General features: G+C 65.4%; 24 protein-coding genes. 13 read left to right on the top strand and 11 right to left on the bottom strand.

Annotated features, from left to right (window positions below; genetic code table 11):
* Positions 1-10: 10 nt before the first annotated feature.
* Both EI545_RS14035 and EI545_RS14030 read right to left on the bottom strand, forming a co-directional pair.
* Positions 11-808: an amino acid ABC transporter permease gene (locus EI545_RS14035; protein WP_125326052.1), complete on the bottom strand. Its 798-nt coding sequence runs from the start codon at positions 806-808 to the stop codon at positions 11-13.
* A gap of 39 nt (positions 809-847) precedes the next feature.
* Entirely contained in the window at positions 848-1,633 is a 786-nt protein-coding gene (locus EI545_RS14030) for a transporter substrate-binding domain-containing protein (RefSeq protein WP_125326051.1), read from the bottom strand.
* A 146-nt stretch (positions 1,634-1,779) separates the two neighbouring features.
* Between EI545_RS14030 and EI545_RS14025 the strand changes: the two genes are divergently transcribed.
* Positions 1,780-2,460 carry a gamma-glutamylcyclotransferase gene (locus tag EI545_RS14025; protein WP_125326050.1) on the top strand — a complete coding sequence of 227 codons (681 nt, stop codon included), beginning with the start codon at positions 1,780-1,782 and terminating at the stop codon, positions 2,458-2,460.
* A gap of 30 nt (positions 2,461-2,490) precedes the next feature.
* On the opposite strand, the gene EI545_RS14020 is transcribed toward EI545_RS14025, so the two are convergent.
* From EI545_RS14020 to EI545_RS14005, 4 genes are all read right to left on the bottom strand, one after another.
* A complete protein-coding gene (locus EI545_RS14020; RefSeq protein WP_245990373.1) occupies positions 2,491-3,519 on the bottom strand; it encodes a HesA/MoeB/ThiF family protein in 1,029 nt (342 codons plus the stop codon).
* Positions 3,519-4,031 (bottom strand): dUTP diphosphatase, encoded by a 513-nt coding sequence (gene dut, locus EI545_RS14015; RefSeq protein WP_125326048.1) that lies wholly within the window; start codon positions 4,029-4,031, stop codon positions 3,519-3,521. Before dut ends, EI545_RS14020 begins: the two co-directional genes overlap by 1 nt.
* Before the next feature lie 40 nt (positions 4,032-4,071).
* Entirely contained in the window at positions 4,072-5,265 is a 1,194-nt protein-coding gene (gene coaBC / locus EI545_RS14010; protein ID WP_125326047.1) for a bifunctional phosphopantothenoylcysteine decarboxylase/phosphopantothenate--cysteine ligase CoaBC, read from the bottom strand.
* A 117-nt stretch (positions 5,266-5,382) separates the two neighbouring features.
* Complete coding sequence (locus tag EI545_RS14005; RefSeq protein ID WP_125326046.1) at positions 5,383-6,258, bottom strand: RNA polymerase factor sigma-32; 876 nt, start codon at positions 6,256-6,258, stop codon at positions 5,383-5,385.
* 67 nt (positions 6,259-6,325) lie between these two features.
* Here EI545_RS14005 and cobU point away from each other — a divergent pair, with 67 nt between their 5' ends.
* The 4 genes from cobU to EI545_RS13985 all read left to right on the top strand — a co-directional run bounded on the left by cobU (position 6,326) and on the right by EI545_RS13985 (position 10,139).
* Entirely contained in the window at positions 6,326-6,871 is a 546-nt protein-coding gene (gene cobU / locus EI545_RS14000) for a bifunctional adenosylcobinamide kinase/adenosylcobinamide-phosphate guanylyltransferase (RefSeq protein ID WP_125326045.1), read from the top strand.
* Positions 6,868-7,431 carry a histidine phosphatase family protein gene (locus tag EI545_RS13995; protein WP_125326044.1) on the top strand — a complete coding sequence of 188 codons (564 nt, stop codon included), beginning with the start codon at positions 6,868-6,870 and terminating at the stop codon, positions 7,429-7,431. Before cobU ends, EI545_RS13995 begins: the two co-directional genes overlap by 4 nt.
* Before the next feature lie 72 nt (positions 7,432-7,503).
* Positions 7,504-8,376: a glutathione S-transferase gene (locus EI545_RS13990; protein ID WP_125326043.1), complete on the top strand. Its 873-nt coding sequence runs from the start codon at positions 7,504-7,506 to the stop codon at positions 8,374-8,376.
* Positions 8,377-8,621: 245 nt separating this feature from the next.
* Positions 8,622-10,139: a YifB family Mg chelatase-like AAA ATPase gene (locus tag EI545_RS13985; RefSeq protein ID WP_125326042.1), complete on the top strand. Its 1,518-nt coding sequence runs from the start codon at positions 8,622-8,624 to the stop codon at positions 10,137-10,139.
* Positions 10,140-10,812: 673 nt separating this feature from the next.
* Here EI545_RS13985 and EI545_RS13980 read toward each other — a convergent pair.
* From EI545_RS13980 to rsmI, 4 genes are all read right to left on the bottom strand, one after another.
* Complete coding sequence (locus EI545_RS13980; RefSeq protein WP_125326041.1) at positions 10,813-11,073, bottom strand: hypothetical protein; 261 nt, start codon at positions 11,071-11,073, stop codon at positions 10,813-10,815.
* 352 nt (positions 11,074-11,425) lie between these two features.
* Positions 11,426-12,370, bottom strand: a complete 945-nt coding sequence (gene gshB, locus EI545_RS13975; RefSeq protein ID WP_125326040.1) for a glutathione synthase — start codon at positions 12,368-12,370, stop codon at positions 11,426-11,428.
* Positions 12,371-12,426: 56 nt separating this feature from the next.
* The gene (locus EI545_RS13970) at positions 12,427-12,825 is read right to left on the bottom strand and encodes a YraN family protein (RefSeq protein ID WP_125326039.1); all 399 of its coding nucleotides are present in this window, start codon (positions 12,823-12,825) and stop codon (positions 12,427-12,429) included.
* Positions 12,826-12,832: 7 nt separating this feature from the next.
* Positions 12,833-13,744, bottom strand: a complete 912-nt coding sequence (gene rsmI, locus EI545_RS13965) for a 16S rRNA (cytidine(1402)-2'-O)-methyltransferase (RefSeq protein WP_245990042.1) — start codon at positions 13,742-13,744, stop codon at positions 12,833-12,835.
* Positions 13,745-13,832: 88 nt separating this feature from the next.
* On the opposite strand from rsmI, the gene EI545_RS13960 reads away from it, so the two are divergent.
* The 3 genes from EI545_RS13960 to murJ all read left to right on the top strand — a co-directional run bounded on the left by EI545_RS13960 (position 13,833) and on the right by murJ (position 19,441).
* Positions 13,833-15,008, top strand: a complete 1,176-nt coding sequence (locus tag EI545_RS13960) for a penicillin-binding protein activator (protein ID WP_125326037.1) — start codon at positions 13,833-13,835, stop codon at positions 15,006-15,008.
* 4 nt (positions 15,009-15,012) lie between these two features.
* A complete protein-coding gene (locus tag EI545_RS13955; protein ID WP_125326036.1) occupies positions 15,013-17,787 on the top strand; it encodes a [protein-PII] uridylyltransferase in 2,775 nt (924 codons plus the stop codon).
* Positions 17,788-17,896: 109 nt separating this feature from the next.
* Positions 17,897-19,441: a murein biosynthesis integral membrane protein MurJ gene (murJ, locus tag EI545_RS13950; protein ID WP_125326035.1), complete on the top strand. Its 1,545-nt coding sequence runs from the start codon at positions 17,897-17,899 to the stop codon at positions 19,439-19,441.
* On the opposite strand, the gene EI545_RS13945 is transcribed toward murJ, so the two are convergent.
* Positions 19,432-20,121, bottom strand: a complete 690-nt coding sequence (locus tag EI545_RS13945) for a rhomboid family intramembrane serine protease (protein ID WP_125326034.1) — start codon at positions 20,119-20,121, stop codon at positions 19,432-19,434. The genes murJ and EI545_RS13945 overlap by 10 nt on opposite strands.
* A gap of 119 nt (positions 20,122-20,240) precedes the next feature.
* Here EI545_RS13945 and trpS point away from each other — a divergent pair, with 119 nt between their 5' ends.
* From trpS to EI545_RS13920, 5 genes are all read left to right on the top strand, one after another.
* Positions 20,241-21,296, top strand: coding sequence for a tryptophan--tRNA ligase (trpS, locus tag EI545_RS13940; protein WP_125326033.1), 1,056 nt, complete (start codon positions 20,241-20,243; stop codon positions 21,294-21,296).
* 529 nt (positions 21,297-21,825) lie between these two features.
* Positions 21,826-22,329 (top strand): type III secretion system chaperone family protein, encoded by a 504-nt coding sequence (locus EI545_RS13935; protein ID WP_125326032.1) that lies wholly within the window; start codon positions 21,826-21,828, stop codon positions 22,327-22,329.
* A gap of 28 nt (positions 22,330-22,357) precedes the next feature.
* Entirely contained in the window at positions 22,358-23,170 is an 813-nt protein-coding gene (proC, locus tag EI545_RS13930; RefSeq protein ID WP_125326031.1) for a pyrroline-5-carboxylate reductase, read from the top strand.
* Complete coding sequence (locus EI545_RS13925; RefSeq protein WP_125326030.1) at positions 23,167-23,499, top strand: tRNA-binding protein; 333 nt, start codon at positions 23,167-23,169, stop codon at positions 23,497-23,499. The genes proC and EI545_RS13925 overlap by 4 nt, the downstream gene beginning before the upstream one ends.
* A complete protein-coding gene (locus EI545_RS13920; RefSeq protein ID WP_125326029.1) occupies positions 23,499-24,455 on the top strand; it encodes a 2-hydroxyacid dehydrogenase in 957 nt (318 codons plus the stop codon). Before EI545_RS13925 ends, EI545_RS13920 begins: the two co-directional genes overlap by 1 nt.
* The last annotated feature ends 23 nt before the right edge of the window (positions 24,456-24,478 follow it).

Here is a 24,478-nt window from a genome sequence, read left to right as displayed (position 1 = left end):
CTCCTCAAGACTACCGCGTGTCCCGCCCGCGCAACCGTGCCTCCAGCCGGCGCAGCAGCAGGGACAGGCCGATCGTCATCGTCAGATACAGCAGCGCCGCCACGTTATAGGTCTCGAAGTACCGGAAATTCCCCGCCGCCGTCACCTTGGCCAACTGGGTGATGTCCGACACTCCGAGCACGCTCACCAATGACGAATCCTTCACCATCGCCACAAAGTCGTTCCCCAGCGGTGGCAGCACCATCCGGAACGCCTGCGGAAAGACGATGTGGCGGAACCGCTGCCAGCCGTTCAGGCCCAGCGCCTTTGCGGCCTCGATCTGGCCCTTGTCGACGGCCTGCAGCCCCGCCCGGAAGATCTCGGCCAGAAAGGCCGAATAGGCCAGCATCAGCGCAATCACCGCCCGCCACAGCAATGGGAAATCCCGGCCCCGCACCTCGCCCAGCCCCAGGGGCACGGCAATCCAGTTCCATGCCGCCACCAGCCCCGGCGCCACCACGAAGGCAACATAGAGAAGCAGCACGATGATCGGCACGCCCCGCATCACCTCGATGTAAAGCCGCGCCGCCTGCCGCAGCACCACAAACCGCGACAGCCCCGCCAGCGCCAGCCCAAGCCCGATGAGACAGGCCCCGAAATAGGCCACCAAAGTCACCAGAACCGTGATCCAGACGCCTTTCACCAGCGTGTTCAACGCCGCGGAATAAACGTCGCTTGCCCAGACCTCGTAGAAGAGCCAAAGGCCGGTGACCGTCACGATCACCAGCCACCATGGAAAGTCTTCATCCGGTTTCGGGTTGGGGGTCATGGGCAAAGGCCCGGGCGCTCAGACCCGGGCCATGTGGCCTCAGCCGCCCATCTTGTAGTCAAGGAACCACTTCTTGTTCAGCGCGTCGATGGTGCCATCGGCCTTCATCGCCGCAATCGCCGCGTTCATCGGGGCCACCAGATCGCTGCCCTTCGGGAAGATGAACCCGAAATCCTCGGTCCCCAGCTTGCCGCCCACGATCTTCAGCCCACCAGCCGACGCATCCACATAGCCCGCCCCGGCCGTACCATCGGTCAACACCAGATCCACGTCGCCCGCCTTCAGCGCCTCGACCGTGGCACCGAATGTCTCGAACAGCTTGATGCGCGGGTTCGCCTCATCGCCATCCAGCACCTCATAGACGCCGACGTAAAAGGGCGTCGTCCCCGGCTGCGCCGCCATCAGCAGGTCAGGATTCGCCGCGAACGAGGCCGCATCGGTGAACCGCTCCTCATCGCCGCGGACCATCATCACCATCTCGCTGGTCATGTAGCTGTCCGAGAAATCCACCTGCTCCTTGCGGTCATCGCGGATGGTGATCCCGGTCATCCCCAGATCGAACTGGCCTTCGCTGACCGCCGGGATCATCGCATCCCAGCTGATGTTCTCATAAGTCACGGTGATGTTCAGCCGCTTGGCAATCTCGGCCATCGCGTCATATTCCCAACCTACCGCAGCACCTGAGGCATCCAGAAACTGCAGCGGCGGATAGGCGTTTTCGGTCACCACAACCACCTCACGCCCCGCAAGATCGGGCACGTCCTGGGCAAAGGCGGCAGTTGAAAGGGTCATGGCCATCAGGCCCAAGGCAGCAGTCAGTTTCATTGGTCGGACTCCCTGTCACGGAAACTTTGCGCAACCATGCCGCGCACCCGGGCCAAGCACAAGATGCCAGCAGGTCCGCGCTCTGCGGCAAAGAGCTTGACGCGCCTGCAATGCTCAAGAACCATGCAGCGCAAGAGGCCCGCAAAATGACCCGCACCTTGGCTCTGACCCCAGCCCATATCACCCGCGTCCACCGCGACGTGCCCGATACCGGTCCGCCCCCGGGGATGGTGCTGCATGACGATGCCGACTACGCCGCCTGGGTCAGCCGCATCGCCGACCGCGCGCCGCCCGGCCCCTTGCGCCTGTTCGCCTACGGCTCACTGATCTGGAAACCCGAGATCGACCATACCGCCGAAACCCCCGCCACCGCGCATGGCTGGCACCGCCGCTTTTGCCTAAAGATGATCCGGTTCCGTGCCACCCCGGTCTGTCCCGGCCTGATGATGGCGCTCGACCGGGGCGGCAGTTGCCGGGGCGTGCTTTACGATCTGCCCAGCGCGGACCTGCCCACCACCCTTGACCGCCTCTTCCGGCGAGAGTTTACGGTCAAGCCGATCAACTCCATGCCGCATTGGATCACCGTCCGCACCGCCCAAGGCCCCGCCACGGCCCTTGCCTTCGTGATGAACCGCGCCTCGCCGGCCTATGCCCGTCTGACCCTGCCGGATCAGGCCGAAATGCTGGCGCGCGCCTGCGGCCATTGGGGCAGCGGGGCCGAGTATCTGTTGAACACCGTGACCCATCTGGAAGCCCGCGGCATCCACGACCGCGGCCTGTGGGACCTGCAGCGCCTTGTGGCTAACCGGATCGACGCAGGCTCCTGAGGCCCGGCTCGCGCCACGGGCGACCAAGCGTCAGTGCCCGCCGCAAACCACGCAGTCCGGCCGCCGCTTGACCCCGATCACCCGGGTGTCCGCATAAAGCGCATCGTGGATCATCAGCCGCCCTGACAGCGTTTCGCCCGCGCCGGTCAGGTGCTTCACCGCCTCCATCGCCATCATCGCGCCGATGATCCCGGGCAGGGGCGCCGCCACCCCCGCCTCGGCGCATGAGGGCACCAGCCCGGCCGCAGGTTTCACCGGGAAAACGCAGGCATAGCAGGGCCCACCCCGCGCCGGGTCGAACACCCCAAGCTGCCCCTCCCACTGCGTGATCGCGCCGGAAATCAGCGGCACCCCCGCCGCCACACAGGCCCGGTTGACCAGATAGCGCGTGTCAAAGTCATCGGTCCCGTCCAGCACCAGATCAAAGTCCGCCACCAGCGCGGCTGCGTTCTCCTCGGTCAGCTTGCGATTGAACGGCCTGACCTCGATGAACGGATTCAGTGCCCGCATCGCGATCTCGGCCGAAAATACCTTCGGCATCCCGATCCGCTGATCGGTGTGGATCACCTGCCGCTGCAGGTTTGACCCTTCCACCACATCGTCATCAATCACGCCAATCGTCCCGACCCCGCTTCCCGCCAGATACAGCAAGGCCGGCGCCCCCAGCCCCCCCGCCCCAACGACCAGAACCTTCGCCGCCTTCAGCCGCTTTTGCCCCGCCCCACCAATTTCGCGCAGCATGATGTGGCGGGCATAGCGGTCCAGTTCCGCCTCGCGGAAGGTCCCGGAGGGTGCGGCGGGGGCCACCTCCTCGGCCTTGTGCTTGCGCAACCCGCGCAGCCCGGCCCGATAGGCCAGCACCGCCGCCGCCAGCAATCCGAACACCGCCCAGGCCCGGAAATCGCCCCCGGTTATACGGGCAAACGGGCTTTGTCCCTGCATCGGCAGATGCCCGATCATCAGGATCGCCCACCACCCGACGGCAAGGCCGAACCACCGCCCGCCCCAACCCCGCCAGCGCCCCAGACCCCAGATCGCCACGAACCCCAGCAGGCCGATCAAGACTTGCCCGCCGTTCCAGGACCCGCCGTCCCAGGGCCAGACGTGCCAAAACCGGTGGACCCAAAGCCCCCCGTCCCCCGCGCCGTCTCGTCCAGCGCGTCGACCACCGCAAACCCCGCCTGCACCACCGGGGCCACCACCACCTGCGCCACCCGGTCGCCATGGCGGATCGTGTAGGACTCCAGCCCCAGATTGATCAAAGACACGCCCAGCGGCCCCCGGTAATCGCTGTCGATGGTGCCGGGAGTATTCGGCAAAGTGATCCCGTGCTTCGACGCCAGCCCGGACCGGGGCCGCACCTGCATCTCATAGCCGTCCGGAATGGCCACCATGATCCCCGTCGGACAGATTGCCCGCCCCATCGGCAACAGCGTCAACCCCGCCTCACGCAGCTCGGCCGGGAAGTTGGCGCAGATGTCCGCCCCAGCCGCTCCCGCCGTCTGATAGGTGGGCAACGGCAGGCTCTTGTCCGCCCAATCCTCCCAGACCAACCGTATCACAGGACGCATGCGACCCCCGCCCTGCCTTGCGCAATGGCCTCAGACCCGGTCATGCCAAGGCCCCCGCAATCTTTGCCGCCAGTCGCCGCGCCACCGCATCCTTGCCCATCCGGGGCCATGCCTCGGCCCCCGCGTCGCTGATCACAACCACCGCATTTTCCGCACCGCCCATGATCCCCGTCCCCGGCGACACGTCATTCGCCACGATCCAGTCACAGCCCTTTCGGGCGCGCTTGGCCGTGGCATGGGCCACCACATCGGTCGTCTCGGCAGCGAAACCCACGACCAGCCGGGGCCGACTTGGCCCTTTCGAGACCACGGCCAGAATGTCAGGGTTTTCGGCAAACTCCAAAGCCGGACCAACCCCCGACCCATCCTTCTTCATCTTCTGCCCGCTGGCATTGGCCACATGCCAGTCCGCCACTGCCGCCGCCATCACCGCCGCATCCGCCGGCAAGGCCGCCTGAACCGCCGAAGCCATCTCACGCGCTGTCTCCACCGCAACCACGGTCACGCCAAAGGGCGCAGGCACCACCGCAGGTCCAGTCACAAAGGTCACCCGCGCGCCCAGATCGCGCAGCGCCGCCGCAATCGCCGTCCCTTGCGCGCCTGACGACCGGTTGGCGATGTAGCGCACCGGGTCAATCGGCTCATGCGTCGGACCCGAGGTCACAATGACATGCCGCCCCGCCAGCGGCCCACCGCCCAAGGCGACCCCGATCGCCTCCACAATCGCCACAGGTTCTGCCATCCGCCCCGGGCCGTATTCGCCACAGGCCATCTCGCCCTCATCCGGCCCCACGACCAGCACGCCATCCCCCTGCAGAACCCCCAGGTTCCGCCGCGTGGCGGGGTGCCCCCACATCCGCACATTCATGGCCGGGGCCACCAGCACCCGCTTGTCCGTCGCAAGCAGCAGGGTTGAGGCCAGGTCATCCGCACGCCCGGTGGCCATCTTCGACAGCAGGTCCGCCGTCGCCGGGGCCACCACCACCAGATCCGCCGCCCGGGACAGCTGGATATGCCCCATCTCGGCCTCATCCGTCAGATTGAACAGGTCCTGATAGACCTTGGCCCCGGCCAGCGCTCCGACACTCAGGGGGGTGACAAACTGTGCCCCGGCCCGCGTCAAGACCGGCACGACCGTACCGCCAGCCTTCTGGATCAGCCGGATCAACTCCAGCGCCTTGTAGGCCGCGATCCCGCCGCCAATGATCAGAAGAATACGCTTGCCAGCCAGCATGGGTCCGCCCCGAAACAGGTTTGTTCCACGCTAGAAGCACCCGGACGCAAAGCCAAGGGGGGCTGACCCGGCCACAAAGCCCGGGCCATGGAGCGTCAGAGGCACAAACCCCTGCCGTCAGAAGAAATGGCGCACTTCGCGGGACTGGCCCTCAAGGCTCTTGCGCATCTTGGCAAAAGCCGCTGCTTCCAGCTGGCGAACCCGTTCCTTCGAAAGCCCCAGCTCCTCGCCCAGGCTTTCCAACGTCCGGCCATCGTCGCGCAGCTTGCGCTCGGCCACGATATAGCGTTCGCGGGCGTTCAACTGCTGCATGGCATTGACCAGCCAGCCTCGCAGCCGGTCGGTGTCATGCGCGCCTTCAACGACTTCGGCGGCCTGCACGCCGTCATCCTCCAGCGCGTCAATCCATTCGCGCCCGTCCTCATCGGTCGATTGCGTGGCGTTCAGCGAATAGTCAGACCCCGACAGCCGGCCTTCCATCATTTCGACATCATGGATCGGCACGCCAACCTCGGCTGCGACCAACTGGCGCAGCTGGTGCTGGTCAAGCCGTTCGCCCCGCTGGCTGGCTTCACGCTCCAGCTTGGCCTGAACCCGGCGCAGGTTGAAGAACAGCGCCTTCTGGCTGGAGGTGGACCCCGTCCGCACCATCGACCAGTTGCGCATCACATAGTCCTGGATGCTGGCCTTGATCCACCAGACCGCGTAGGTCGAAAACCGCACACCCCGATCCGGATCAAACTTGTCCGCCGCCTTCATCAGACCCAGCGACGCTTCCTGAATAAGGTCATTCATCGGCGCGCCATAGCGGCGGAACTTCGACGCCATGCTGATCGCCAGACGCATATAGGCCGTGATCAACCGGTGCAGCGCCTGTTCATCCCGCTGATCACGCCAGGCATAGGCCAGCCGCAACTCGGTTTCCGCGTCCAGCAATTCCGCCTTCATCGCTTGGCGCGACATCGTCTGGTCAGTATATCCGTCAAGTGCCATGATGACCTCCAGATCGGTATCTTGCGGCGCTTTCGCCTGTTCTTTGTCTTTTCTACGAGGCTTCCGCGTGACCGGATCACTTCTCCCGACAGTTTTGCCACCTCTCACGGTTGTGATCGGCGGCGCGCGTTCCGGCAAATCCAGCTATGCCGAGCGTCTCCTCTTCGCCACCGCCCGCCCCCGCCGCTACATCGCCACGGCCGAGGCCTGGGATGATGAAATGCGCGCCCGCATCGCCCAGCACCAACAGGATCGCGGCACCGACTGGACCACGGTCGAAGCGCCCCTCGACCTTGCCCCCGCCTTGGCCGCCGCCAGCAGGGACGAAGCCGTGCTGATCGACTGCGCCACGCTGTGGCTGACCAACCACGTCCTTGCCGACCACGATATTGGGTATGAGACTGATCGCCTCATCGCCGCCCTCGCCGCCTGCCCGGCGCCGGTTGTCATCGTGACCAACGAAGTCGGATGGGGGATTGTTCCCGAAAATGCGCTCGCCCGCAGGTTTCGTGATGCGCAAGGCCGCCTGAACCAGCGCCTTGCCGCCGAAGCCGCGCTGGTTATCACCGTCATCGCCGGCCTGCCGCTGGCGCTGAAGGGTCAACTGCCGTGACCCGTTTCTGGCTGGTCCGGCACGGGCCCACCCATGCGAAAACCATGGTCGGCTGGACCGACCTGCCCGCCGACCTGTCCGACAGTGCAGCCCTGGCGCGGTTGAACGCCCACCTGCCGCCAGACGCCCCGGTCATCTCCTCCGACCTTGTCCGTGCCATCGCCACCGCCGATGCGCTTGGCCCCCGTCCCCGCCTGCCCCATGATCCCGCACTCCGCGAAATGCATTTCGGCCAGTGGGAAACCCGCGCCTTCGCCGAGATCGAGGCCGAAAATCCCGACCACATCCGCGCCTTCTGGGAAACCCCCGGCGATATCCGCCCCCCCGGTGGGGAAAGCTGGAACGACCTTGCAAACCGCATCTGGGCCGTGCTGGACCGCTTGCAGGGCTTGGCCCCTGACCTGATCATCGTCGCCCATTTCGGTCCGATCCTCGCCGCCCTGCAACGGGCCGAAAATCTTTCTCCCGAGGCCGTCTTCGCCCATCGGATCGATAACCTCTCGGTCACTTGCCTGACCCTGGACCCGCCGCAGGTCCACGCGATCAATCACTGTCCGTGATGCAGCCCCGCACAAATCGTCGTTTCCCTTCCCGCCCCGGACCGGCTTCAATGGGAAAAAGGACCCCAGCACATGACCTATGACCTCGTGATCGGCGACCGCGCCTATTCCAGTTGGAGCCTGCGCGGCTGGCTCCTGTTCGACGCCTTCGACCTGCCGGTCAAAACCCACCGCGCCCGGCTTTACACCGACGAACTCGCCACGATCCTCAAGGACTACTTCCCCGCCAGAACCGCCCCGACGATGCGCACGCCCGAAGGCAGCGTCGTCCCCGAAACCATCGCGATTGCCGAAGAACTGGCCACCCGCCACCCCGACGCCGGCCTCTGGCCCACAGACCCCCATGCCCGCGCCACCGCCCGGGTCCTTGCCGCCGAAATGCACGCAGGCTTCACCGCGCTCCGCAGCCACTGCCCGATGAACCTGCGCGTCAGCTACACCGACTGCCAGCCACCGGAAGACGTCCTGAAAGACCTCAAGCGCCTCGAAACCCTCTGGTCCTGGGCGCGGCAGGCGACCAACTCCACCACCCCCTGGCTCTGCGGCCCCTATTCCGCCGCCGATGCCTTCTTCGCCCCCGTCGCCACCCGCATCGCCACCTACAACCTGCCCGTCAGCGCCGATGCCCTGGCCTACGTCAACGCCCACCTCGCCCACCCCAGCTTCCGCCGCTGGCGCGCCATGGGCATGGTCGACGGCCCCGATCAGGACTTCTACCGCCGCGACTACCCCCGCCGCGCCTGGCCCGGCCCCGCCCCCCTCCCTGCCCGCGCCACCGAAGGGACCAAGGCCGAAAACACCGTCTGCCCCTACTCCGGCGAACCCGTCACGCACATGCTAGAGCTTGACGGCCGCACCTTCGGCTTCTGCAACGCCTTCTGCCGCGACAAGACCGTCGCCGACCCCGAGGCCTGGCCGAAGTTCATCGCCCTTTACCAATCGTAAACCATTCGCCCCTACCCGTTAACCATTGTGAATCGGGTGGGGCGCATGCAGGGCCAAGGACAACTGACCACGACCGGGCCCATCCCGCTGCCAAACCCCTTTCACATTGGCCCAAATATCCCCGCCGGAGGCTGCCTGAGCCGGTTGCGCGCCTGCGCGCAGAGGCGAGACAAAAGGCTCGCGCGGCACGCGCTCCATTCCCGAACCGCCCCAACCCGCGCCATCCCGGCGGGCCGGACGCACCCATGACCGCCCGCTCCTACACCGTCGCCTTCGAAGGGGTCGAGGCCCGCCTCGTCGAAGTGCAATGCGCCGTCACCCCCGGCGCGCCCGCCTTCACCCTCGTAGGCCTCCCCGACAAGGCGGTGAGCGAGGCGAAGGAACGCGTCCGCGCCTCGCTCCAGGCGCTCTCCATCGCGCTGCCGTCCAAGCGCATCACCATCAACCTCTCGCCTGCCGACCTGCCCAAGGAAGGCTCCCACTTCGATCTCCCCATCGCCATCGCCCTCCTCGCCGCGCTCGACATCATTCCGCGCGAAGATGTCGAAGGCGTTGTGTCCTTGGGTGAACTCTCTCTCGACGGTCGCCTGATCCCGGTCGCCGGCGCACTACCCGCCGCCATGGCCGCCGCCGTCGAAGACCGCACCCTCCTCTGCCCTCGCGCCTGCGGGGCCGAGGCCGCCTGGGTCGGCGCCACCCAGGTCCTCGCCGCCGCCTCGCTGGAGGAGGTGCTCCACCACTACACCGGCCGCGCCCCCCTGTCCCCGGCCGAGGCGGGCGAAGTGACGCGTACCCGCGACCCCCGCGACTTCCGCGAAGTGAAGGGGCAGGAGCGCGCCAAACGCGCCCTTGAAATCGCTGCTGCCGGGCGGCACCACCTCTTCATGGTGGGCACGCCGGGGTCAGGCAAATCCATGCTCGCCGCCCGCCTGCCCGGCATCCTGCCGCCCCTCTCGGCGGTTGAGGCGCTGGAAACCTCGATGATCCACTCGCTCGCGGGGCTGCTGACCGAAGGCGGCATCTCCCGCGACCGTCCGTTCCGCGAACCGCATCATGCCGCCTCGATGGCCGCCATCGTCGGCGGTGGGCGCGGTGCCAAACCGGGCGAGATCAGCCTTGCCCATAACGGCGTCCTGTTCCTTGACGAATTTCCCGAATTTCCCCGCACCGTGCTCGACACCCTGCGCCAGCCGATCGAGACGGGCACGGTCGTCGTCGCCCGCGCCAACGCCCATATCCGCTATCCCTGCCGATTCCTGCTGATCGCCGCCGCCAACCCCTGCAAATGCGGCTACCTGTCCGACCCGAACCGCGCCTGCGGCCGCGCGCCGATCTGCGGCGAAGACTACCTTGGCCGCATCTCCGGCCCGCTGATGGACCGCTTCGATCTCAGGGTTGAAGTGCCGCCCGTTGCCTTCACCGATCTCGACCTGCCCGCTTCAGGCGACGCTTCCACGAGCATCGCCGCCCGAGTCTCCACCGCGCGCGACCGCCAGTCCACCCGTTTTGCCGACCACCCGGACCTGCGGGTGAACGCCGACCTCGAAGGCGCGTCGCTGGAAGAACTGGCCACTCCCGATTCCGAAGGCAAGGCCCTGATCTCCCGCGTCGCCGAACGGATGGGCCTCTCGGCCCGCGGTTACCACCGCATCCTGCGCGTCGCCCGCACCATCGCCGACCTCGAAGGCTCCGCCGCCGTCCGCAAACCCCACATCGCCGAGGCGATCAGCTTCCGCCTATCATCCGCCGTCGGCGGCATCTAGGGTACGGGGCGCCCTCCCGAAATGGCTTTGGGCGAAACGCGCCCCTTCTACGGCATCTCTGGCGTCGTCCACCCCATCGCCGATCCCGAAGACGCGCCCGCCACCCGCAAAACCACATCGCCAAGGGTGACTAGCGTCTGTCTGTCACCAGCCATCGGCGGCGGGTTGCCTCTCGCCCACCCGAAATTGCTTCAGGCAGACCACCCGGCTACCACCGCATCCCAGGTGTCGTCAGCCCCACCGCGGATCCCGAAGGCGCGTTCGCCAGCCGCAATGCCACGTCGCCGAGAATCAGCGTCCGCCTGTGTCATCAACCGTCGACGGCAACTAGGGTACGTCTCACCCTCCCGATATCCCATCGGGAAGAACACCCGGTTACCACCGCATCCCGGGCGTCGTCCGCCCGATGGCCGATCCCGAAGACGCGTCCGCCACCCGAAAAACCACATCGCCGCAGGGATCAAAGTCCGTCTGTCATCAGCCGTCGGCGGCAACTCGGGTACGGCTCGCCCTCTCGAAATCGCATCGAACAAACCACCCGGCCACCACCGCATCCCGGGCGTCGTTTGCCCAATGGCCGATCCCGAAGCCTCTCCCAGCACCCGCAGTGCCCCCATCACCACGCTGATCAGCGTCCGTCTCTCCTCAACCGTCGGCGGCATTTCGGTTAGGGCTAGTCCTCCCAAATCCCCTCGGGCAGACCACCCGGCCACCACCGCATCCCGGGCGGCGTCCGCCCGATGGCCGATCCCGAAGACGCGTCCGCCACCCGAAATGCCACGTCGCCAAGGTTGACCAGCGTTCCATCTGGCAGCAGCCATCGGCGGCATTCGGGGTACGGCTCGCCCCCCGAAGTCGCATCGGGCAGGACGCGCGACGCAAGACCAGCAGGTCGCAGCCAGCATGACCCGCTTTCCGGTGACGCCAGCGCCATCGCAGAATCGACATACCGGGCCAGCGGGCCCCACACCCTGCCGCCGATACCTAGCCGCAAAAACCTTACCCCTGTCGCCAGATGCCCAGCGATCTTCCAACCCCAGCAAGGGGATCACGGCCGTCCGGAACACGCTCACGTGCACGTCCAGTCTAGGCTTGCTCTTTACCCAAATACTCTGCGGGGGTGTGGGGGTGCAAAACCCCCATTTCCACAGACGACGCCAAGGCCTTTGGCCCGTTCATCTTGCGCCTGCGCCCTGTGGCCATATCCTTAACGATTGGCTAACGCGAAGCGCAGAACTGTTTTATTTCATAGGCTTGGCCCGATGTCCCTGCCCGGGACACAGCCCTTACAGCCCCCGCTTCGCCTCGATCACATCCCAGATCAGGGCCGCAGCGTTCGTCCCGTCGAACCGCTCCAGCTCCTGAATCCCGGTGGGCGAGGTCACATTGATCTCAGTCAGCCAGTCCCCGATCACATCGATGCCCACGAAAACCTGCCCCTTCTCGCGCAGGACCGGCCCGATCTTCCGGCAGATCTCCAGATCCCGCTCGGTCAGCCCCACCTTCTCCGGCCGCCCCCCCGCATGCATGTTCGACCGCGTCTCCCCCGCCAGCGGCACGCGGTTGATCGCCCCCACAGGCTCGCCGTCCACCAGAATGATCCGCTTGTCCCCTTTCTCCACCGCCGGCAGGAATTTCTGCACGATCAACGGCTCGCGGTTGATCCCCATGAACAGCTCATGCAGCGATGCAAGGTTCCGGTCGCCGGGATCCAGCCGGAACACCCCCGCCCCCCCGTTGCCGTAGAGCGGCTTCAGGATCACATCCCCATGCCGCGCCTTGAACGCTCGGATCGTCGCCAGATCCCGCGCGATCGCCGTCGGTGGCGTCAGATCAGGAAACCGCAGGACCAGAAGTTTCTCCGGGCTGTTCCTGACCCAGAACGGGTCATTGACCACCAGCGTCTGCGGATGGATCATCTCCAGCAGATGCGTTGTGGTGATATAGCCCATGTCGAACGGCGGATCCTGCCGCAGCCAGACCACATCCATTTCCCTCAGATCGACCTCGGTCTCCTCCCCATAGCTGACGTGGTTACCAACTTCCCACCGCAAGGCGATCCACCAACCCCGCGCCGTGACGCGCCCTTCGACGAACGCCAGCCGGTCGGGCGTGTAGTAAAACAGCGAATGCCCCCGCTCCTGCGCTTCGATCGCGATGCGGAAGGTCGAATCGGCATGGATGTTGACCGACCCGATCGGGTCCATCTGCAGGGCTATCTTCAAGGGCATCGCACGCTCCATTGGCTTGTAGCCGAGTGATGGCCCATGGCGCCGAAAGATGCAATTCAACCCGCGAAGGCGTTTTCCACAACTTCGATCCGGCCCTGCCCGTCGACCAGCGCAAGGTCAATCCGGACATCGGTCAGCAAACCCTTTGGTTCCCCTGCCAGAAATTCGTCGACAGTCACGAAGATCCGGGCGATTTGCGCCTGCGAGATGTGCGAGGCGGCAAGATCATGGGTGCGGCTTTGCTTGACTTCGACAAAGATGACCTCATCCCCGGAACGCCCGATCAGATCAATCTCACCGGTCAGGCCGCGCCAGCGGCGGGCACAGATCGGGATGCCCCTGTCTTCATATCGACGAGCCACGGCCGCCTCGGCCGCAAGCCCGGCAAGATAGTTTGTCTTTCCCCGGGCTGATTTGGTGCGCGCGATTGGATCAGGGGCGAAGTCGAAAGGCATGGCATCCTCAGGATGGGGCGCTGTCAGATCGGGTCCGGTCAAGATCAAGCGCGATCCGGTACACAATCTTGCGCGATACCCCCAGAGTTTGCGACACAGAAGTTGCTGCATCCTTAACGCTCATCGAGGCAAGCGCCTTCAGCAGCGCCGCCTCGACCGTGTCCTTGCCGGCCACCACGTCTGCGGCGCGGTCAACAAGGACCACGATCTCGCCCTTGATGTCCCTTTCGGCAAAAGCCGCCGCCAATGTGGCGAGCGATCCGCGCGAGACTTCCTCGAAGCGTTTGGTCAATTCCCGACAGACAACGGCCTCTCGCTCCGCGCCCAGGGCCTGCACCATGTCTGCCAGCAGCGACTTCAGACGCTTGGGGCTTTCGTAAAGGATCAGCGTTGCCTTCACGCCTGAAAGTTCCGCCAGAAACGTCCGCCGGGCCCCTTGGGCGGCCGGTGCAAAGCCTGCGAACAGAAACCGGTCCGTCGGCAGGCCCGACAGGGTCAGGGCGCAGATCGCGGCGCAGGGGCCGGGGGCTGCGGACATCGGCAATCCGGCCGCCGCTGCTGCCCGCGCCAGTTCGAACCCGGGGTCCGAGATCAGCGGCGTTCCCGCTTCGGACGCATAGGCCACGCTGCGGCCTTCGCCGATCAGCCCAAGCAGGCGGGCCACCGTCGCGTCGCCGCTATGGTCGTGATAGGCGATCAGCGGACGCCCGCCCAGGGCGACGCCATGAATCTCCATCAGATGGCGCAATGTGCGCGTATCCTCGGCCACCAGCACATCCGCCCCTGCCAGCACATCCAGCGCCCGCAGCGTGATGTCGCGGGCCGCGCCGATTGGCGTCGACACGAAATGCAGCCCCGGCGGAATGGCGCGCAGGGCGGGTTTGTGTCCTGTCTCGGTCGGGTCTGTTGACTGCCTCACAAGTTTACTTCCCTTTCCGAACCCATTACCTTGACTTGCGAAAGTCCAGGCGCGTGTTCGCCGTGCCGTTGCAGAGTGAGGAACCTTCATGTTGTCCGTTATTCATCGGACCCGCAAGTCGCTGGGTCGGTCTTTCCTCGTGCTTTGCGCGGTGGTGCTGTCGGCCTGCGTGCCGGTCGGGGGCACGTCGACCGGTCCTGCCACCGGCTCAGGTGGTACTGTGCAGGTGGCGTTGCTGGTCCCGTCAGGGTCAGGCCAGTCGCAGGACGAACTGTTTGGCCAGAATCTTGAGAATGCCGCGCGTCTGGCAATGGCCGACCTGAGCGGCGTGACGATCGACCTGCGTGTCTACCGGACGGGCGGCAGCCCGGCGCAAGCCTCGGCGCTGGCGAAGCAGGCGGTGGATGAGGGGGCGCAAGTCATCCTCGGCCCGTTCTATTCCGAAGAAGCGAACGCAGCAGGCGTCGCTGTCGCCAGTTCCGGCGTGAACGTGCTGGCCTTTTCCAACAATGCCGCCATTGCCGGGGGCAACGTCTTTGTTCTGGGCCAGACCTTTGACAACACGGCCCGCAGGCTGGCCAGTTTTGCCGTGCGCAGCGGCAAGTCGAAGATCCTGATCGTGCATGACCGCAACGTCGCCGGCGAGGTTGGCAAGGCCGCGATCGAGCGTGGGGTGGCTGCTGCCGGTGGGTCGGTCGTTGGCGTGACCTCGTATGAATTCTCGCAAAACGGGATCGTTCAGGCCGCAACCGGCATTGTCAGCTCGGCGCGGTCGTCCGGCGCGACGGCCCTGTTCCTGACGGCCGACACCGCGGGGGCGCTGCCGCTTTTGTCGCAGCTTCTGGTAGACAACGGGATCGACCGCGCCAGCACGCAGTTCATCGGCCTGACGCGCTGGGATATTCCGCCTGCCACGCTGGCACTTCCGGGCGTCCAGGGCGGCTGGTTCGCCATGCCGGACCCCGGCCTGCAGGCACAGTTCCAATCGCGCTACCTTGCGGCCTATGGCACCAGCCCTTCGGCCGTGGCGGGGCTTGCCTATGACGGAATCGCCGCCATCGGGGCGCTGGCGCGGTCCAGCAATGGCGCGCCGATCTCGCGCGCGGCACTGACGCAATCCGCCGGGTTCGCGGGCGTTTCGGGCATCTTCCGGCTGTTGCCGAACGGCACCAACGAACGCGGTCTTGCGGTGGCGCAGATCCGCAGCAACCAGGTTGTGGTCATCGACTCCGCGCCTCGCAGCTTTGCCGGCGCCGGGTTCTGACGGCATGACCGCGCTGGTCGGGGCTGTCCCTGCGCCGCAGAGCACTGCGGGGCTGGCAGCCCAGGTGGTGCCTGACGCCGGGGACCTGACCGCGCGTGTCCTGCAATCGCTTGCCGGGGCGCAAGACCCAAAGGAAGCGCGGGCGCTGGTCGTCAAGGACTTGTCCGCCGCCAAAGCTGCAACAGCGACGGCGCTGGATGCCGCCTTCATGGCCACCCCGCGCGCGGCGCGCGGGCTGATCGCGGCGCAGTCCTTGTTGACCGATGCGCTGGTTCAGACGGCCTTGGCGGCGGCCATCCACTTGCACCCGGTTCCGAACCCGACCGAATCCGAACGGATCGCCGTCCTTGCCGTTGGCGGCTACGGCCGGGCCGAGATGGCCCCGCATTCCGACGTGGACCTTTTGTTCCTGACGCCCTGGAAGATCACCCCCTGGGCCGAAAGCGTCATCGAGACGATGCTGTACATCCTGTGGGACCTGAAGCTGAAGGTCGGCCATTCCAGCCGCACGGTGAAGGACTGCATCCGCCTTGGCCGCGAGGATATCACCATCCGCACCGCCCTGCTGGAGCATCGCTTCATCTGCGGTCATGCCCCGCTTGCGGCGGAGCTGGACACGAAGCTCTGGTCCGACCTGTTCAAGAATTCGGGCCCCGAGTTCATCGAGGCAAAGCTGGCCGAACGCGCCGAACGCCACAAGCGGCAGGGTGGCCAGCGCTATGTGCTGGAACCGAACGTGAAGGAGGGCAAAGGCGGCCTGCGCGACCTGCAGACGCTTTACTGGATCGGCAAGTACCTGCACCGCGTGCCCTCCTCGGAAGGGCTGGTCGCCGCGGGTCTGTTGTCGCGCGAGGAGTTTGATACCTTCGCCCGGGCCGAAGATTTCCTTTGGGCCGTACGCTGCCATCTGCACTACGTCACCGGCCGCGCGACCGATGTCCTGTCCTTCGACCTGCAGGTCGAGGTCGCGGCGCGCATGGGCTACCGCGACACCGGCGGCAGGCGCGCGGTGGAGCATTTCATGCAGGACTACTTCCGTCAGGCCACCCGCGTGGGCGAACTGACCCGGATCTTCCTGACTGAACTTGAGGCCCGCCACGCCAAGCGCGAAGCCAGCCTGTTTGGCATCTTCAAGCGCACCAAGCAGGTCAGGCCCGGCTACAAGCTGGTGCAGGGCCGGATCGACGTGACCGACCCGCAGGCCTTTCTGGCCGACAAGCTGAACCTGCTGCGGGTGTTCGAAGAGGCGCTGCGCACGGGCTACCTTCTTCACCCCAACATCATGCGGCTGCTGGCGGCCAACCTTGACCTGATCGACGAAGACATGCGCGACGATCCCGAAGCGCGGCGTATCTTCCTTGATCTGCTGCTCAAGCACGGCAACCCGGAACGCAGCTTGCGCCGGATGAACGAGCTGGGCGTGCTGTCCGCCTTCATCCCGGAATTCGAACCCATCGTCGCGATGATGCAGTTCAACGTCTACCACCACTACACGGTGGACGAGCACATCATCCAGACCATCAGCTGCCTTGCCCAGATCGAACGGGGCGAGCTGGTGGAGGAACTGCCCGTTGCTTCGGGCATCCTGAAGGACGGGGTAAGCCGCCGGGTGATCTATGTGGCGCTATTGCTTCATGACATCGGCAAGGGGCGACCTGAGGATCATTCGATCCTTGGCGCGCAGATGGCACGCCGCATCGCCCCAAGGCTGGGGCTGGAGCCGGAGGAATGTGAAACGGTCGAATGGCTGGTGCGCTATCACCTTCTGATGTCCGACATGGCGCAAAAGCGCGACATTGGTGACCCCCGCACCGTGCGCGACTTTGCCAAGGCGGTGAAGACCCGCAAGCGGCTGGACCTTCTGACCGTCCTGACCGTCTGTGACATCCGCGGCGTCGGGCCGGGGACGTGGAACAACTGGAAGGCCATGCTGCTGCGTCAACTGTACAAGCAGACGGCCGAGGCGCTGGAAGGCGGGCTGGAAAACGTCAACCGCGAAAACCGCAAGGATGACGCGAAAGATGCCCTGCGCGCCCGGCTGAAAACCTGGGACAAGGCGGCGCTTGACCATGAAACCAGCCGCCACTACGCGCCCTATTGGCAAGGTCTGTCGACCAATACGCATGAGATTTTCGCCAGCCTGCTGCAGGACCTTGGCGACAATGAAATCCGCATCGACCTGCATCCCGACCCGGACCGCGACGCCACCCGCACCTGTTTCGCGCTGGTCGATCACCCCGGCATCTTCAGCCGCCTTGCGGGCGCGCTGGCGCTGGTCGGGGCCAATGTGGTGGACGCGCGCACCTATACCTCGAAAGACGGCTATGCGACCGCCGTCTTCTGGGTGCAGGACACCGAAGGCAAACCCTATGAGGTCACGCGCCTGCCCCGCCTGCGGCAGATGATCGACAAGACCCTGCGCGGCGAAGTCGTGGCGCGCGAGGCGCTGAAGGACCGCGACAAGCTGAAAAAGCGCGACCGCGAGTTTCGCTTTCCCACCCACATCACCTTCGACAACGAAGGGTCCGAGATCTACACCATCATCGAAGTGGACACCCGCGACCGTCCGGGACTGCTGTACGACCTGACCCGCACGCTGGCCGCCAACAATATCTACATTGCAAGTGCCGTGATCGCGACCTATGGGGCGCAGGTGGTGGATACTTTCTATGTGAAAGACATGTTCGGCCTGAAACTGCACCAGAAGCACAAGCAAGAAGCGCTGGACCGCAAGTTGCGCGCCGCCATTGCCGAAGGCGCGGAACGGGCACGGGCATGATGCGGGCAGGCTTGTCGAGCACTTCGTGCCCTCCTCGCGAGGGTGCCACGCCACGAGGAGTGCACGAAGTGCTCGACGAGCAACCCCACCACCGGAAAGTTCCCACTGCATGAAACCCGTCCGTATCATCAAGGGCTTTCTGACTGTCGGATTCTGGACGCTGATCAGCCGCTTCGCCGGGCTGGTGCGCGACATCTTCCTTGCCAAGTATCTTGGCGACGGTCCGGTGGCGCAGGCCTTTGTGATCGCGCAATCCCTGCCCAACATGTTCCGCCGCTTCTTCGCCGAAGGGGCGTTCAACTTCGCCTTCATCCCGATGTTCGCCAAGAAGGTCGAGGCAGGTGAAAACGCCGAAGCCTTTGCCCGTGATGCCTTCTGGGGCATGGCGGCCCTGCTGACCGTGTTCTCGGTGCTGGCGATTCTGGGGATGCCGCTTCTGGTCATCATGATGGCCTCGGGCTTTGTCGGTGACGAACGCTTTGATCTTGCCGTGACGCTGGGCCAGATCGCCTTTCCCTACATCCTGTTCATCTCGCTGACCGCCCTGTTGTCCGGGATGCTGAACGCGGCGGGGCGGTTCGTCATCACCTCGGTCGTGACAATCCTGTTGTCGGCCACCATGATCGTCGGCATGATCTTGGCCAACCGGATGGGCTGGGACATCGGCCGCACGCTGGCCTGGTCGGTCACCTTGTCGGGCGTATTGCAGTTGCTGGTCACCTGGGTTGCCGTGCGCCACCTAGGCTACCGCCTGCCGTTCCGCTGGCCCGTCCTGACGCCGGAGCTGAAACGCCTGGCCATCATCGCAGCACCGGCCGTGCTGGCAGGCGGGGTGGTGCAGATCAACCTGATCGTTGGTCGCCAAGTCGCCAGCCTGACAGAAGGCGCGGTGGTCTGGCTGTACAACGCCGATCGCATCTACCAACTGCCGCTTGGTGTCGTGGGGATCGCCATCGGGATCGTCCTGCTGCCCGATCTGTCAAGGCGCCTGCGGGCGGGCGATGCCGAAGGCTCGCGCGCAAGCTTCAACCGGGGGACAGAGTTTGCCCTCCTCCTCACCATTCCTGCCGCCGTGGCGCTGGTGGTGATTGCCTATCCGATCATCTCGGTCCTGTTCCAGCGCGGCGCTTACGGGGCAGAGGCGACGGACAATACCGCCATTGCGCTGGCGGCTTACGGCATGGGTCTGCCGGCCTTCGTGCTGCACAAGGTGCTGCAGCCGCTTTACTACGCGCGTGAGGATACACGGTCCCCCTTCCGCTTTGCCGTCTGGTCGATGGTGGTGAACGCCGTCCTTGCCCTTGGGCTGATGCCGCTCATCGGCTTCATGGCCGCGGCCATCGCGACATCGGTGTCGGCCTGGGTGATGGTCTGGCAGCTTTGGCGCGGAAGCCGCGCGATGGGCGATGCCGCGCGGTTTGATGACCGGTTCCGCTATCGCCTGCCACGGATCATCATCGCTGCCCTTTTGATGGGGCTGGTCCTTTGGGGGCTGTCCCATCTGCTTGCCGGGCCGCTGAACAGCCGGGGGATACGGGCCGTGGTGCTTCTGGGCATGATCCTTACGGCGATGGCCGTCTACTTTGGCACCGTGATGGCCATCGGCGGCATGAGCTGGGTCGAGCTGCGCAGCGCGCTGCGGCGTCAGCGCTGACGGATCATGTCCACAACCCGGGCCCAACCGCCCGGGCTGACGACAAAGGACAACAGGAACCCGGCGACAAAGCCTGTCACGTCGGCCACCCAGTCCCATGTCCCGCCAAACAGGACGCCAAACACCAGCTGGAAGAACAGCAGCGCCCCGATCAGGCTGAACGCCCGGTACTTGTTCGCCCCCCTCCGCGCGAGGTTGGTCCAGAGCAGGAAGGTGAACGCCCCGATCAGCCCGTAGACCGCCGGATAGGCCCCGATCAATGGCGCGCGCAGGTCCGGGATCACGAGGCCGTAGACCAGCCCACCGGCAATGGCCGGGCCAAGGAAGACCACCACCACGCCCCACCAACGGAAGATCTCGCCCACCATCTTGCCCAAGGCGAGCAGGATCACGACCGCGAACAGCGCATGGGTAAAGCTGCCATGGACCAAGGGATAGGCCACCAGCCGCACGAGGTCTTCATAGGGGTGCCCCCCCGTCTCCACCTGCCGCCGCAGCAGTTCCGGGAACATCCCGAACCGCTCCACCGCCTGCAGCCTCCAGCCGATGCCACCCGCGCCGCCCACCAGCCCCGCTTCGGCCAGGGCCAACACCACCTCCATCGCGACGATGGGCAGGGCCAGCACCCAAACAATCATCGGCAACGGATTGATCGGTGCCGCATTCAGATCTGGCTGCATCTTGTCCCTCATCCCGCGTCCGGGTCCGTATCCGGGCCCGATGTCGGCTCCCGGCAATTGACGCCCTTGCCCCCTTCGATTACGCGGGTTCGTCAGTGAATTCCAGACCGGAGCCTTTCATGTCTTCCGCATCCCCGGCCACCGAGGCGCCAAAAGCCTACAAACCCCGCATCTTCTCGGGCATCCAGCCCTCGGGCGGGCTGACGCTGGGCAACTACCTTGGCGCGCTGAAACGCTTTGTCGAAAAGCAGGATGAGGGGATCGAAACGATCTACTGCCTTGTCGATCTGCACGCGATCACCGTCTGGCAGGACCCCGAAAAGCTGCGCCAGCAGACGCGTGAGGGTGCGGCCGCCTTCATCGCCGCCGGGATCGACCCCGCGCGGTCGATCCTGTTCAACCAGTCGCAGGTTTCGGCCCATGCGGAACTGGCCTGGATCTTCAACTGCGTCGCCCGGCTGGGCTGGATGAACCGGATGACCCAGTTCAAGGACAAGACCGCCGGCAAGAACGCCGAGGCCGCGTCGCTGGGCCTTTACGCCTATCCGTCGCTGATGGCGGCTGACATCATGGCCTATCACGCCACGATGGTTCCGGTGGGCGAAGACCAGAAGCAGCATCTGGAACTGACGCGCGACATCGCGATCAAGTTCAACAATGACTACGGCGGGGATTACTTCCCCGTCGTCGAACCCCTGATCGAAGGGGCCGCGACCCGGGTGATGAGCTTGCGGGACGGCACCAAGAAGATGTCGAAATCCGACCCTTCAGACCAAAGCCGCATCAACCTGACTGACAGCGCCGACATCATCGCCGCCAAGATCCGCAAGGCCAAGACCGATCCGGAGCCTTTGCCGGAAACCGTCGAAGGTCTGAAAGACCGCCCCGAGGCGCGCAATCTGGTGAACATCTACGCGGCGCTGTCCGGCCACACGGTCGATCAGGTGATCCGCGACTATGCCGGTGCACAGTTCGGAACGTTCAAACCCGCGCTGGCCGATCTCGCCGTGGCCAAGCTGTCGCCGATCACGACCGAGATGAACCGCCTGATGGCCGACCCGGCCGAGATTGACCGCATCCTAGGCCGCGGCGCAGACCGCGCCGAAGCCATCGCCCGCCCGATCGTTGACCGCACCAAGGACGTCGTCGGAATGATCCGCTCCCGCTCGATGTAAGGCCAAACACCCCAAAACCGGGCGCTTCCCTCCCCCCTTGTGGGGGAGGGAGAGGGTGGGGGGCATCGGCCAAGGACCAAGTCCCCAAACCGCACCACGCATTCCATCCACAGGAAACTTCGCCCGCCAGGCCCGCTGTCACATTCCCGATTCCGGCGCGCCCTATACCCATAGCTGTTCGGAAATGCGATCTGTCCCCATCGCTCCGGCCCCGGCCAACCTGTCCCCTGAGCGGCCAAGGGCTTGCCGACATGCCCCTGTGCGTCCCCGCACAGGGGCTTTTTTCTACCCGCAGTTGCCCTGACCCGCCCGCCCTTGGGCACCGACTGCCAAGCCTTTGACTCTTTTGACTCTCCTTGGACAGAAAACCGGTTGTCCACAGCTAATTCATGCAGAAATCGCTTTACAGGCTTCCGCTTTGGCCACACCATATCTAGTAAGGGTCACGTCAGGCAAACGCAGACCCTTGCCAGACACCCAGCTTCTTGTGGGTCTCGCCCCGCTTGAAGCTTCATAGTGAGGCCGGGCAATGTCGCTTTCCGAAGACTACGCAACGATGGACGATCTGCACCCGATCGACATCGTCGAAACGCTGGCCGAACACCACGCCTGGGAATTTGACCGCGTGACCGAAGACCAGATCGCCATGGCGGTCGAAGGTCAGTGGCGCACCTACTCGCTCACCCTCGCCTGGAGCCCGCAGGACGAAACCCTGCGCCTGATCTGCACGTTCGAGATGGAACCGCCAGAGGACAAGGTCAGCGGCCTCTATGACGTGCTGAACCGCTGCAATGACATGGTCTGGACCGGCGCTTTCACCTGGTGGGCCGAACAGAAGCTGATGGTCTGGCGCTATGGCCTTCTCCTTGCTGGCGGTCAGATGGTGGCACCAGAACAGATCGACAAGCTTATCGCCTCTGCCGTCATGGCCTCGGAGCGGTTCTACCCGGCGTTCCAGATGGTCGCCTGGGGCAACGAGACTCCGGCCGAGGCGATGAAAGTCGCCATTGCCGAGGCTTACGGCCGCGCCTAACCTGTCCCCCGACAAAATGGGGGGTTTCATGGCATTGGATCGGGTGGCCCAGGACGGGCTGGTTCTTCTTGGCTGCGGCAAGATGGGCTCCGCACTGCTGACCGGTTGGCTGGAAGCGGGGCTGCCGGTCGATGCGGTCTGGGTGGTGGAACCCAACCCGACCGACTGGCTGATCCAGACTGGCGTGCACCTGAACGAAGGCCTGCCCGAAGCCCCCGCCGTCGCCCTGCTGGCGGTCAAGCCGCAGATGATGGGCAAGGCGCTACCCGCCGTGCAGGCCATGGGCAATGGCACCACGCTGTTCATCTCCATCGCCGCAGGCACCACCATCGCCACGTTCGAGGCAACCCTTGGTGCGCAGACCCCCATCGTCCGCACCATGCCCAACACCCCGGCGATGGTCGGCCGGGGGATCACCGCGCTGTGTCGCAACGCGCATGTGACCGATGACGGCTTCGCCCTCGCGCGGGAGCTGATGGCCGCCGTGGGTCAGGTCGTGGACCTTGACGGCGAACACCAGATCGACGCGGTGACTGCCGTGTCCGGCTCTGGCCCGGCTTACGTCTTTCACCTGATCGAAACCATGGCCGCCGCGGGCGTCGCCGAAGGTTTGCCGCCCGAGGTTGCCATGCAACTGGCCCGCGCCACCGTCTGCGGGGCGGGCGAACTGGCGTTCCGGTCGCCGGAAACCGCCGCGCAACTGCGGATCAACGTAACCTCTCCCGGGGGCACCACCGCCGCAGCACTTGCCGTTCTGATGGACGAGGATGCGGGCTTTCCCGCGCTCCTGAAGCGCGCAATCAAAGCCGCCGCCGACCGGGGCCGGGAGCTTGGGAAATGATCACCTACGATCAGTTCGAAGCGGTCGACATCCGGGTCGGCAAGATCACCCGCGCCGAACCCTTCCCCGAGGCGCGGAAACCCGCGATCAAGCTGTGGGTCGATTTCGGCCCCGGAATTGGCGAGAAACGCTCCTCGGCCCAACTGACCGCGCATTACACGCCCGAGGGGCTGGTCGGCCGGCAGGTCCTCGCCGTGGTGAACTTTCCGCCGCGCCAGATTGGCCCCGTGATGTCCGAGGTTCTGGTCTTGGGCGTGCCAGATGAAAACGGCCAGGTCGTCCTGATCGGCCCCGGCCATGACGTTCCCTTGGGAGGAAAACTGTTCTGATGCAGACACTTCTGATCACCCGCCGCCTGCCCGACCGCGTATTGCAGGCCGCCCGCGCAAGGTTTGACGTCACAATGCGTGACCGGACGGACCCGATGTCGGCCCAGGAACTGCGCATCGCGCTGCGCGACTATGATCTGGTGCTGCCCACGCTGGGGGACCGGTTCCAGCCGGATGTGTTTGGCGACGTGCCCAACCCCCGGGCCAAGATCCTTGCCAACTTCGGCGTGGGCTACAACCACATTGATGTGGACGCCGCCAAGGCCGCCGGCATCGCCGTGACCAACACCCCCGGCGCTGTCACGGACGCCACCGCTGACATTGCTCTCAGCCTGATCCTGATGACCGCCCGCCGTCTGGGCGAAGGCGAACGCCTGCTGCGCGCCGGGCAGTGGGAGGGCTGGGGTCCGGTCCAGATGCTGGGCACCCATGTCACCGGCAAGCGTCTGGGCGTCATAGGCTTTGGCCGCATCGGCAAGGCCATCGCCAAGCGCTGCCATTTCGGCTTCGACATGGAGGTGGTGTTCTACAACCGCTCCAAGGTCGAAGACCCCGGCATGCCCGCACGCCAGGTCGACATGGCCGAGGCGATGGCCGCCGATTTTGTGGCGGTCGCGGTCCCGGGGGGTGCCGCAACGCATCACCTGATCAACGCAACGACGCTGGCGATGATGAAGCCGTCAGGCATCTTCGTGAACATCAGCCGGGGCGATGTGGTGGATGAAGCGGCCCTGATCGACACGCTGCAAGCCGGGCGCATCGCTGGCGCAGGGCTTGATGTCTATGAGTTCGAGCCGAAAGTCCCCGCCCCGCTGATGACGATGGAGAATGTGACCCTTCTGCCCCATCTGGGCACCGCCTGCCTTGAGGTGCGGGAAAGCATGGGGATGATGGCGGTGGCCAACCTGATCGCCTTCGCCGATGGCAGGACGCCACCCAACCTGCTGAACCCCTGACGCCAGCCAGCAGTCTTCTGCGA

The organism is Tabrizicola piscis (assembly GCF_003940805.1).
In the GTDB taxonomy this organism is placed as follows: Bacteria; Pseudomonadota; Alphaproteobacteria; order Rhodobacterales; family Rhodobacteraceae; genus Tabrizicola; species Tabrizicola piscis.
This window is presented reverse-complemented; position numbering and strand designations above follow the sequence as displayed.